This is a genomic window from Methylobacterium bullatum (assembly GCF_014845095.1).
GTDB classification, from domain to species: Bacteria; Pseudomonadota; Alphaproteobacteria; order Rhizobiales; family Beijerinckiaceae; genus Methylobacterium; species Methylobacterium bullatum.
Map to the genome: position 1 here is coordinate 1 of NZ_NKUG01000171.1, position 11070 is coordinate 11070.

At 65.3% G+C, this 11070-nt stretch carries 9 protein-coding genes and 1 pseudogene; 4 read left to right on the forward strand and 6 right to left on the reverse strand.

Annotation, left to right across the window (positions count from 1 at the left end):
- Nucleotides 1–155: 155 nt before the first annotated feature.
- Complete coding sequence (locus MBTS_RS20625) at nt 156–377, forward strand: hypothetical protein (RefSeq protein WP_238206022.1); 222 nt, start codon at nt 156–158, stop codon at nt 375–377.
- Here the strand turns inward: MBTS_RS20625 and MBTS_RS20630 are convergent.
- The 5 genes from MBTS_RS20630 to MBTS_RS20645 all read right to left on the reverse strand — a co-directional run bounded on the left by MBTS_RS20630 (nt 359) and on the right by MBTS_RS20645 (nt 4612).
- Complete coding sequence (locus MBTS_RS20630; RefSeq protein WP_018044269.1) at nt 359–1927, reverse strand: integrase arm-type DNA-binding domain-containing protein; 1569 nt, start codon at nt 1925–1927, stop codon at nt 359–361. The two genes, MBTS_RS20625 and MBTS_RS20630, sit on opposite strands and share 19 nt — an antisense overlap.
- Nucleotides 1928–2298: 371 nt before the next feature.
- A complete protein-coding gene (locus MBTS_RS24070; protein WP_280529949.1) occupies nt 2299–2427 on the reverse strand; it encodes a hypothetical protein in 129 nt (42 codons plus the stop codon).
- 78 nt (nt 2428–2505) lie between these two features.
- Nucleotides 2506–3801: an arsenic transporter gene (locus MBTS_RS20635; RefSeq protein ID WP_192216373.1), complete on the reverse strand. Its 1296-nt coding sequence runs from the start codon at nt 3799–3801 to the stop codon at nt 2506–2508.
- 38 nt (nt 3802–3839) lie between these two features.
- A complete protein-coding gene (gene arsC, locus MBTS_RS20640) occupies nt 3840–4265 on the reverse strand; it encodes an arsenate reductase (glutaredoxin) (protein ID WP_056251808.1) in 426 nt (141 codons plus the stop codon).
- Nucleotides 4253–4612 (reverse strand): ArsR/SmtB family transcription factor, encoded by a 360-nt coding sequence (locus tag MBTS_RS20645; RefSeq protein ID WP_056251812.1) that lies wholly within the window; start codon nt 4610–4612, stop codon nt 4253–4255. Before MBTS_RS20645 ends, arsC begins: the two co-directional genes overlap by 13 nt.
- Nucleotides 4613–4659: 47 nt before the next feature.
- On the opposite strand from MBTS_RS20645, the gene arsH reads away from it, so the two are divergent.
- Both arsH and MBTS_RS20655 read left to right on the forward strand, forming a co-directional pair.
- Nucleotides 4660–5406 carry an arsenical resistance protein ArsH gene (gene arsH / locus MBTS_RS20650; RefSeq protein ID WP_192216374.1) on the forward strand — a complete coding sequence of 249 codons (747 nt, stop codon included), beginning with the start codon at nt 4660–4662 and terminating at the stop codon, nt 5404–5406.
- A 161-nt stretch (nt 5407–5567) separates the two neighbouring features.
- Nucleotides 5568–5791: pseudogene (locus MBTS_RS20655) on the forward strand (IS5/IS1182 family transposase); the annotation flags it as partial.
- On the opposite strand, the gene MBTS_RS20660 reads toward MBTS_RS20655, so the two are convergent.
- The gene (locus MBTS_RS20660; RefSeq protein WP_210322899.1) at nt 5788–6129 is read right to left on the reverse strand and encodes a hypothetical protein; all 342 of its coding nucleotides are present in this window, start codon (nt 6127–6129) and stop codon (nt 5788–5790) included. The pseudogene MBTS_RS20655 and the gene MBTS_RS20660 sit on opposite strands and share 4 nt — an antisense overlap.
- Before the next feature lie 301 nt (nt 6130–6430).
- Here MBTS_RS20660 and MBTS_RS20665 point away from each other — a divergent pair.
- Nucleotides 6431–11070 (forward strand): beta strand repeat-containing protein (locus tag MBTS_RS20665; RefSeq protein ID WP_210322900.1); only part of this gene is annotated, 4640 nt, incomplete at its 3' end.

Consider the following 11070-nt stretch of genomic DNA (forward strand, 5'->3'; position numbering starts at 1 on the left):
GGGGGAGGCCTCGGGGGCGGGGTGAATCTGGACGATCGCAGCTCGCCGAGAGGTGGGCAAGCGCGACGTTTGCGCAGGGTAAAGAAATCCCTGGCCTCAATTTGGGATCGACTCCCGGCCTCGTTTGTTCTTCATTCGTTCTCATGAGCGAATCGATGGAGACAGTCGTGGACGAGATGGAACGCGCCTATCTGGATGCCTGCGACGGTGACGCGCGGGATGCCCTGCGCCGGGCCCTGGGCGATGCCCTCCAGGAGCTCGCGGCCGTGGACCGACAGGTCAGCCGGGGTTTCGTGCGGGCGGGCAAGCCAGCGGATCTCGCCCGCAAGCTGGGACCTGAACGACGCGCCCGGCAGGGTCAGGGGGCGGTTGGCTGAGCCCTCCCGGGGCCTCGCTTCGTGCGTTCCCTCGTGACCGGTGCCGGCAGCGCGGCCAGCGCGGCCCGCTCGTTCTCGTAGGCCTCCAGCACCGCATCGACCCACAGGGCCATGCCCTCCGACTTGAGGGGTATCCGTTGGCTCCGGTCGTAGTGAAGGCGCGTGACGGCGGAGCGGCGGTCGCGCTCGTCCTCGGTCACTCCGGCCTCGTGGTCCAGGATCGCGGACGCGGCCCCGCCCAGGCGATGGTCCGAGAGGAACGTCGTGATCGCCCGGCGGACGTCATGCAGCGTCCAAGGCCGGATGCCGTGGATCCCGAAATAATCGACCAGCGGCCGCGCGGTGACCGTCGACCCCGTCACCTTCTTCCCCCGCAGCCGGTAGAGGAGCGCGTTCAGGGCACCCTGGCCGACATGGCCGTCCCCCCGGATCGACGGGAAAAGCCAGCGATTCGTCTCACGGTCGGGATCCTCGGCAAGCACCCGGTCGATCACGTACCAGGCGCCCGGGGGGAGGGGGAGCACAAACGGGCGATCTTCCTTCATGACCCCGGCGCTCCATGTCACGGCGCGCCAACCCGGTCCCGGCACGCCGGCGTCCTCGGGGATGGGGGCAACGTCCAACCGTGCGGTCTCCGCGACGGCGCCCGTGCGCTGGCCCGTGAGGACAGTGAACCACAGCATCGCTAGAGTGCCCGGCGCGGTCGCGTGTTCCGTCTGACCGAGTGTCCGGTATCTCTCCGCGACGGCCAGGGTCCGGGCGAGCTCGTCGATCTCGGGCGCGTGCCTGCGCTTGCTCGGCTTGTATCGGATCGTCCACTGGTCTCGCCAGAGCGGCCACTTCTCAGTCGCCTTCGCCATGCCGGACACGCCGCTATGGTTCGACCAGGCCCAGTCGAGCATCTCCCGTCCCTGGCGTACGGCCCGGGCGGCCGCGCTGCGCGAGTTCGCGGCGATGATCTCGTTCCGGATACCCTGCAGGTCGGTGGCCGTGACCTCACGGACGGGGCGGCGGGCGATCCGGTCGAATGCCTTGTGGCGCAGGTACGAAGCGTATGCGGGGAAGTACCCAGGGTCGAGGTCCGGCCGCTTCTCCTCAAGGAACAGATCGACGAGGTCCCGCCATTCCCACGGGCCGTGCCGCCGCCGGTCCTCGTCGCTCTGCCGTTCTACCTCCACCGGCCAAGCCGCGTCCGCCGAGGTCTCGTGGTCGCCGCCGGTCGTGACCATGGCATGCGCGTAGACGGCGACGTCCTGCCGGGGGTCCCGCCCATCCTTCACGTCCAGCCGGGCCCGGGCGGCCGCCTCACGCGCCGCGGCGACCGAGACGGAAGCCATGTCCCCGAGGCGGAGGGTCGACATGCGGAGCTTGAGGATCCAGTTGCCGGCCGCCGGCGTCACGCGGAGCACGAGCCCCGGGAAGGCGTCGTCGCAGAAGTCGATCCCGCGGCCGGGGACGGTCCCGCTATCGATCATCCGGCGCGCCTTCTTCAGGTGCTCCGCCGTCAGCCGCGCCCGCTCCCGTGCGTATGTCCCCCGCGATGCCGCCATGTCCGTCTCCGTGGATACCGCATGGATACCGCACGTCCGAAACGCGGCCGCAAGAGTCCCCGGGAACGGTCCACCGGGAAAAGCCATGCAGGATTAACGGTTTGCGCGGGAAGCGCCGGGGAGGTGGCGAGGCGGAAAGCCCGGGGGATCGTCCTTCCAAGCTGAATACCCGGGTTCGATTCCCGGTACCCGCTCCACCCTCCTACCTCAAAAATTTGCAGCAGATCGAACGGGATAGGCTTCTTTAGGAGGTCTCCTCGGGGTTTGATCCAAGCGATGGATACCACCCGAATGGGCTGACGAGCGGCCCCCGGGGGCGGTCATAGACAGGCCGACATCATCCTGAAAGGTCCGGCTGAGGCTCGTGGGCATCACGGCATCCACGACGAGTCACCCGGCCTTAAGTGCCCCTTGGTCCCATCCTGGCTGTAGAGCGCCATGCGGGCGCGGAGATGCGACAGGTCCGAGAACGGAATCGTCGATGTTTCGTCAAAGCGCATGGATCCCGGTTCTTCCGCTCCGGCAGAGCGGGGAGAAGCGAACCCACGGACCAGCGCATGCCCTGGCCCATGGGGCAGCTACGGTACGCCCAGCAACGGCATCCACAGCGCCAAGGCCAAAAGCGTCACCAGAAGCACGGGTGGGGTGATGATCAGCCCTACCTTCATGTACTGCCCCCACGTGATGTGCTGCCCCCGGCTGGCGAGCACGTGGAGCCAAAGCAAGGTCGCAAGGCTGCCGATCGGTGTGAACTTCGGGCCGAGGTCGCACCCGATGACGTTGGCGTAGATCATAGACTGGCGCATCAGCGGCGACAGGTCGGGGGTCTGCTGGATCGAAAGCGCCCCCACCAGCACGCCCGGCATGTTGTTCATGACGGAAGACAGGATGGCGGCGGCGAAGCCCGTCCCGATGGTGGCGACGACCGTTCCCTGGCCTGAGAGCCAGACCAGACCCTGCGCCAAGTAGTCCGTCAGGCCGGCATTCTTCAGACCGTAGACGACGAGGTACATGCCGAGGCTGAACAGCACGATCTGCCACGGTGCCCCCGCGAGGATCTTACGGATGGGGATCACGCGGCTTCGGCTGGCGAGAGCCAGAAGGATCAGGGCGCCGGCACAGGTGACGACTGATACCGGTATGCCGAAGGGCGCGGAGACGAAGTAGGCGGCGAGAAGGAGAGTGAGCAGCGGGAAGGCCGCCGTGAACACTGAGGGATCGCGGATGGCACGACGAGGCGCCTCCAACTGGCCCACCGGGTAGGTCGCTGGCAGGTCGCGGCGGTAGAACATCCACAGGACCAGCAGGGTCGTGGCGAGCGAGACGAGGTTCACCGGTACCATCACGGCGGCATAGCGGCTGAAGGTGATGTCGAAGAAGTTGGCGGAAACGATGTTGACGAGGTTCGAGATCACCAGCGGCAGGCTGGTGCTGTCGGCCACGAACCCGCAGGCGACGATGAAGGCGAGGGCCGCCACCGGCTTGAAGTCGAGCCGCAGCAGGATGGCGAGCACGATGGGGGTGAGGAGAAGCGCAGCCCCGTCGTTGGCGAACACCGCCGCAATCGCCGACCCGAGAAGGATGACCAGGGGAAACAGGCGGCGGCCACGACCACCACCCCACCGGGCGATGTGTAGGGCGGCCCAATGGAAGAACCCCGCCTCGTCCAGGAGAAGCGATATGACGATGAGCGCCACGAACGTGAAGGTGGCATCCCAGACGATATGCCAGACCACAGGGATGTCGCCTGGATGGATGACCCCGCTTGCGAGGGCCACGGCGGCCCCCGTGAGGGCGCTCCATCCGATCCCGAGGCCCTTGGGTTGCCAGATGACGAAGACGAGGGTGACCACGAAAATGGCAAGCGCGAGCATCGGCACCGTTTCTTGTTCTTGATGGAGCGGGAAGCCGATCAGGCGCTGGCGACGCGGCGCCCGTACTCGTCGACGACGCGCTCGCCGTCTTCCTTCACGAACTCGCCTCGCTGGACCGGCAAGAGGTCGAGGACCGCCTCGGAGGGGCGGCACAGGGCGACGCCCTTCGGGCTCACCACCAAAGGCCGATTGAGCAGGATCGGGTGCGCCTCGATGGCATCCAGAAGCTGGTCGTCCGTGAGGGCCGGGTCGGCGAGGCCGAGTTCCACGAAGGGTGTCCCCTTCTCGCGCAGGAAGTCTCGGATCGTGGCGCCGGCCCGCTCGGCGAGCTGACGTACCAGGGTGCGGCTCGGCGGCGTTTTCAGGTACTCGACCACGTGTGGCTCGATGCCGGCATTGCGAATGAGGGCCAGGGTGTTGCGGGACGTTCCGCAATCCGGGTTGTGGTAGATCACGACGTCCATCGAGAGGTCTCCTTGCAGCAGGCGGAGAGGGCTGCGACGGCCGGGGCGCAGACCTCGGGGCGCCCCTGGCAGCAATCGCGCATCAGGAACTGGATCAGTTCCGACAGGTCCGGGTAGGCGGCGCTGTAGATGATCGAGCGTCCCTCGCGGCGGGAGGTGACGAGCCCGGCATGGGTGAGCTCCTTCACGTGGAAGGACAGGTTGGTGCCCGACACGCCGACCGCCTCGGCCAGCATGCCGGCTGCCATCCCGTCCGGCCCGGCGGTGACGAGCTGGCGCACGATGCGCATGCGATGCTCCTGGCCGAGGGCCGCAAAGGCGGCCACGGCTTGCCGTTCGCCCATCATGATGTCAATACCTCAATAATCATTGAAATGTAGAGGACACCGACGCCTTGGACAAGCCTCAGCAACCCTTCGCCGATGGCATGCCGAACCTGAGCGAGAGGCACCTCGAGGTCCCGACGAGCACCGGCCTTCAGGTGCTAACGCCGTTCACCCACGCTCCGCGGTTCCTGATCCTGTACGGATCGCTCCGGGAGCGTTCGTTCAGCCGCTTCCTCGCCTACGAGGCCGCGCGGCTGCTTCAGGCCATGGGCGGCGAGGTGCGGATCTACGATGCGCACGGCTTGCCGCTGCCGGACGACGCCACGGCCGACCACCCGAAGGTCCAGGAACTGCGCAACCTCTCGATCTGGTCGGAGGGACACGTCTGGGTCAGCCCCGAACGACACGGCAACTTGACCGGCGTCATCAAGAGCCAGATCGACTGGCTGCCCCTGTCGGAGGGGTCGGTGCGCCCGACGCAGGGCCGGACCCTGGCCGTGATGCAGGTCTCAGGCGGCTCGCAATCGTTCAACGCCGTCAACGCCCTGCGCATCCTCGGGCGCTGGATGCGGATGATCACCATCCCGAACCAGTCCTCAGTGCCCATGGCCTACAAGGAGTTCGATGAGGCCGGCCGTATGAAGCCCGGCCCCCTCTACGACCGGGTGGTCGACGTCTGCGAGGAACTGTTCAAGTTCACCCTCCTGACCCGTGAAAGGGCAGACTACCTCGTCGACAGGTATTCCGAGCGCAAAGAGCGCGAACCCGAACGGCTCGAGGCGGTGGCGGTCGATATCGGGTTCGCAAGGCGATAGGCTGCTTGGAGCGCCTGCACGCCACGGGGGATCGGCTGGAACCGGACTTGCCTGGATGGCGCGTCCGTCCCGGCTAAGTGTCTCTCACCAAACTCCCGCTGCGCCGTCGTACTCCGAGGGAGAACCGACCGTGATCGGGAGTTTTGTGAGGCACTCTAAATCGGCACGAATGCCGGGCGCGGGGGATCGTGCCGCGCATCGCGCGGAAGGGCATCGAGAGAAGCAACAAGCCCGGTCGGCATCGTTGGGTCATGGAGCGCACCCCCCCTGGCTCAACCGCTTCCGCCGCCTTCCCGTCCGCTATGAGCGACGCGGCGCCATCGACGAGGCCTTCGCCAGCCTCATCAACCTCAACCAGATCAAAAGGTTATGTTGGGCGCTCTAAATAAAGGCGATTCCACCATACATGTAATTGATGGATAGTTGAGTCGTGATCCAGCTTTTTGCTGCGTCCAATGAAGGAAACATCAAGCCCTGCTGGTCACACGACCCGAACCCTTTATCGAGATACCACCGCGTCTGCTCGGCGTAATTTTCAAATTCGGACGAGCGCACCAGGATCGCGACGATCCGTCCGTCGGATATGCCGAGACATGCATTCTCTTCCGAATCCGAATCTCCAAGAAGAATGTGCTCGAAGTGCACGGAGGAAGACATGAAAATTAACCCGCGCTGATGAATGATTAAGTTTTCATGAATTGCCACGTGCCGGTTGCCTGACATCGATCCGAATCGTCTAGCATAGACCTTCGAATCGGCACCATCCCTCAAACGAGGGAGGTGCGAAAATCAAATAAACACCCCCGTCCTCACTCATATGAGGGATGTGCCACCGGATTCTTTGTTCTATCCAGCTGTCGCAATTCCCGCTCATGCGATGCGGATGAAGCCTTCGATTTGGTCTGATGGGGCATAAACCGCCTAAGGCTGGATGATACTTCATGGTGCCGCGTTTTTAGCTGGCTATGACCGAGCTCGATCGCTCGAAATCCGTCGTCGATTCAAATCTCTGGAGTGAAACGCCATGGCCATTTTAGGCCCCACCGTAGTGTCGATCACTGCAGCTGCCGATGTTCTCAACGGAACCGCCAACACCACGGAGGTGACCTTCACCTTCTCCGAGGCGGTGAACGGCTTCGACATGGACGACGTCGTCATCCCCGGCAATGCCGGTTATGTGAGCGACTTCGCCTCCGACGACGGTGTTGTCTGGACGGCCGTCTTCCATGCGGCTCCGGGTTTCGATGGTGCTGTCACGCTGTCCGTCACCGATGGTTACAAAAATTCCAACTTTGAGGATGGTCACGCTGGTGGCTCGCTCGATCTGACCATCGACCAGACGGCGCCGACGGTGATCGTCGAGCTCGACTCGTCGGCCTTCAGCAACACCAACCCGACCTCGCAGGTGACCGTCACCCTCAGCGAGGCCTCGCCCGACTTCGATGCGTCCTTCATCGTAGTCACCGGCGGTACCATCGACGGTCTGACCGCCAGCGACGACGGCCTGACCTATATCGGCACCGTCACGGCCAATGCGAACTCCACCACGCCGGTCTCGGTCTCCGTGGCCGCCGGACGCTTCACCGATGCGGCGGGCAACGCCAACGCCGCCACCATCAGCGCCAGCGACACCGCCACCGTCGACACCGTCGACCCGACGGTGTCCCTCATCGAGGTGGTGGCCTCCGACCTCAACGTGACCTCCAACACCACGGAGGTGACCTTCACCTTCTCCGAGGAGGTGAAAGACTTCGACGCGAGCGATGTCTCCATCGCCGACGGTGCCGGCGAGATCGGCACCTTGACGGGCAGCAACGGCGGCAAGACCTGGACGGGAACCTTCACGGCGGCGGAGGGATTCGCCGGCTCAACCACGCTGTCCGTCACCGGGTATTATGCCGATCTTGCCTCCAATCCGGGCTCGGAAGGCTATACGCAAACCCTGTCCATCGACACGAGGGCGCCGACGGTGCTCATCGACCTGGACCGCGATGCGTTTAACATCGGCAACGGGACCTCGGAGGTGACCTTCACCCTGAGCGAGCCCTCGCCAAACTTCGATAAGGCCGACGTCACGGTCACCGGCGGTACCATCAGCGATCTGACCGCCAATGGCCTGATCTATACCGGCACATTCACGGCCAATCCGAACTCCACCGCGCCGGTCTCGATCTCCGTGGCCGCCGGAGCCTTCGTCGATTACTCTGGCAACGCCAATACCGCCTCCACCCCCGACACGGCGACGGTCGACACGGTGGCGCCGACGGTGAGCGTCAATATGCCGGCGGACACGTTCAATATCCTCAGCCCGACCTCTGAGGTGACCTTCATCCTGAGCGAGGCCTCGGACAACTTCGACAAGAGCGACGTCACGGTCACCGGCGGGAGCATCGGCGATCTGACCGCCAGCGTCGACGGCCTGACCTATACCGGCACATTCACGGCCGAGGAGGACTCCACCGCGCCAGTCACGATCCTCGTGGACGCCGGAGCCTTCACCGATGCGGCGGGCAACGCCAACACACCCTCCAACCTCGATACGGCGACGGTCGACACGGTGGCGCCGACGGTGGAAATCAATATCTTGGCGGCCACGCTCAACGTCAACGTTCCGGACGTGACGGTAACCTTCACCCTGAGTGAGGCCTCGATCAATTTCAATCGAACCGACGTCACGGTCACCGGCGGTAGCATCGGCGATCTGACCGTCAGCGCCGACGGCCTGACCTACACCGGCACCGTCACGGCCGATGAGGGCTTCACCGGGGAGCTCTCCGTCTCGGTGGCCGCCGAACGCTTCAACGACGCGGCGGCCAATGGCAACGCCGCCTCCCTCGTCGACACGGCGACGGTCGACATGGTGGCGCCGACGGTGACCGTCGCCCTGGCGGCGGATTCGTTCAACATCGCCAACCGGAGCTCTGAGGTGACCTTCACCCTGAGCGAGGCCTCGACCGACTTCCCTGGCTCCGACTTCGATGCCTCCGACGTCACGGTCGTCGGCGGTAGCATCGGCGAGCTGATCAACAACGGCGACGGGACCTATACCGGCACTGTCTCGGCCTACGAAGATTCCACCACGCAGCTCTCGATCTCCGTGGCCGCCGGAGCCTTCGGCGATACGGCGGGTAATTCCAACACCGTCTCCAACTCCGACACGGCCACGGTCGACACGGTGGCGCCGACGGTTGTCTCCATCGTGGCGGCCGACACCGAGCTCAACTCGGCCTCCAACTCCACGCTGGTGACCTTCACCTTCTCCGAGGCGGTGACCGGCTTCGCCAAGGACGATGTCCTCGTCACCGGTCCCGGATTGCTGGGCGACTTGGAGACCACCAACGGTGGCCTCACCTGGACGGGCACCTTCACGGCGAGCGCGGGCCAGACCGGCTCGGCCACGCTGGCCGTCAGCGGTGCCTATCTCGACGCTGCCTCCAACCCGGGCGCGGCTGGCGGCTTGGAGACCCTGACCATCGACACGCAGGCGCCGATGGTGACCGTCAACCTGGCATCGACGGCCTTCAGCAACACCAACCCGACCTCGCAGGTGACCTTCACCCTGACAGAGGCGGCGACCGACTTCGATAAGTCCGATGTCACGATCACCGGCGGGAGCATCGGCGATCTGACCGCCAGCGACGGCGGCATGACCTATACCGGTACCGTCACGGCCAATCCGAACTCCACCACGCCGGTCTCGGTCTCCGTGGGCCTAGGACGCTTCACCGATGCGGCGGGCAACGCCAACCTCGGCTCCGTTCCCGATACCGCAACGGTCGACACCCAGGCACCGACGGTGACCTCCATCGTGGCGGTCGACGCCGATCTCAACCTGAACGACACAACCGAGGTCGTGACCTTCACCTTCTCCGAAGCGGTGACCGGCTTCACCGCGAGCGACGTCTTCATTCCCGAGGTCTCCGGACTTCCTGCCGGCACCTTGGGCACCTTGATTAGCAGCAACGGTGGCACGACCTGGACGGGAACCTTCACGGCGCAGGATGGCTTCGTCGGCTCGGCCAACCTGTCCGTCATCGGGGAGTATGCCGATCTTGCCTCCAACGTGGGCTCGACCGGCGGTTCGAAGACCCTGAACATCGACACGGTGGCACCGACGGTGACCGTCGACCTGGCCTCGACGGCCTTCAGCGCCACCAATCCGACCTCGGCCGTGACCATCACCCTGAGCGAGATCTCGGCCGGCTTCGACAAGACCGCGGTCACGGTCAACGGCGGTACTCTCAGTGATCTGACCGCCAGCCTCGACGGCCTGACCTATACCGGCTTCGTCACGGCCGATCAGAATTCCACCGAGCCGGTCTCGATCTACGTGTCCGCCGGAGCCTTCACCGATGTCGCGGGCAACGCCAACGCCCCCTCCATGTCAGACAACGCAACGGTCGACACCGTCAACCCGACGGTCGCGCTGCTGACGATCTCGCAGGATACCGGCGCGAGCGATTCGGACCACATCACCCGTGATCGAACCCTGTCGGTCAGCGGCACGGTCGAGGCAGGCTCCACCGTGACCGTCGCCGTGCTCGATCTGGCCGGCAACCCCGTGCTCGTCAACGGGACCGCCGTGACGCTGGTCGCCACGGTCACCGGCGGCACGTTCACGACGGCGTCGACCCCCTCATTGCTGGACGGCAGCTACATCTTCCGCGCCACCGCGACGGACAGTGCCGGCAACACCACCACCAGCGATCTGAGCCCTGTCCGGGTGGACAACAGCACAATCCTTCCGACCTTTGGCTTGGCTGAGGCCTCCGATACCGGCGTCAGTGCCACCGATCTGCTCACCAACAGCACCACCCCGAGCTTCACCGGCACGGCCGAGGCCGGCGCCACCGTCCAGCTCTTCCTGGACGGATCCGAGATCGGCACCGCCGTCGCCGATCCGAACGGTCGCTACACCCTGGCCTTCGCCGATTCGGACCTGGACGGCACGCCCCTGACGGATGGCAGCTACAGCCTCACGGCTCTCGTGACCGACCTCGCCGGCAACACGAAGCTGAGCACGACGGTCAAGACGTTCACGGTCGACGCCACCGCGCCGACGGCGACGGTCGTGATCGCGGATGCCAGCCTCGACGACGGCAACATGACCTCGAAGGTCACTTTCTCCTTCACGGAAGCCGTCGATCCTGCCTCCCTCATGGTGAACACCACCGGCGGCGGCATCGAGCCGGGCTCTCTCGTCGTCGCCCAAGATGGGCTCTCCGCCACGGCCACGTTCATCGCCGACGACAACAGCACGACCGCCGCCAAGGTCACCCTCACGGCGTTCAAGGACCTCGCCGGCAATGCCGGGACCTCCACCGCGTCCACGGCGGTCCCGGTCGACACCGTCAATCCGACGGTGGGGATCGCGTTCGCCGAGACCAGCTTCAGCGACGACAACCGGAGCTCTACGGTCACCTTCACCTTCTCGGAAGCCTTCGATCCTGCCTCCCTCAAAATGAGCGCCACCGGCGGCAGCATCGAGCCGGGCTCGCTCTTCGTCGCCGACGACGGGCGCTCCGCCACGGTCACCTTCACCGCCGACGATGACAGCACGACCGCAGCCAAGGTCACCCTCACGGCGTTCAAGGACCTCGTCGGCAATGCCGGAACGTCCACGGCGTCCGCTGCGATCCCGGTCGATACCGTCAACCCGACGGT

Coding starts and splice junctions, on each gene's coding strand:
- MBTS_RS20635 (WP_192216373.1), bottom strand. CDS start 3,801: ATGCTCGCGCTTGCCATTTTCGTGGTCACCCTCGTCTTCGTCATCTGG.
- MBTS_RS20625 (WP_238206022.1), top strand. CDS start 156: ATGGAGACAGTCGTGGACGAGATGGAACGCGCCTATCTGGATGCCTGC.
- MBTS_RS20645 (WP_056251812.1), bottom strand. CDS start 4,612: ATGATGGGCGAACGGCAAGCCGTGGCCGCCTTTGCGGCCCTCGGCCAG.
- arsC (WP_056251808.1), bottom strand. CDS start 4,265: ATGGACGTCGTGATCTACCACAACCCGGATTGCGGAACGTCCCGCAAC.
- MBTS_RS20630 (WP_018044269.1), bottom strand. CDS start 1,927: ATGGCGGCATCGCGGGGGACATACGCACGGGAGCGGGCGCGGCTGACG.
- MBTS_RS20660 (WP_210322899.1), bottom strand. CDS start 6,129: ATGTCAGGCAACCGGCACGTGGCAATTCATGAAAACTTAATCATTCAT.
- MBTS_RS24070 (WP_280529949.1), bottom strand. CDS start 2,427: ATGCGCTTTGACGAAACATCGACGATTCCGTTCTCGGACCTGTCGCAT.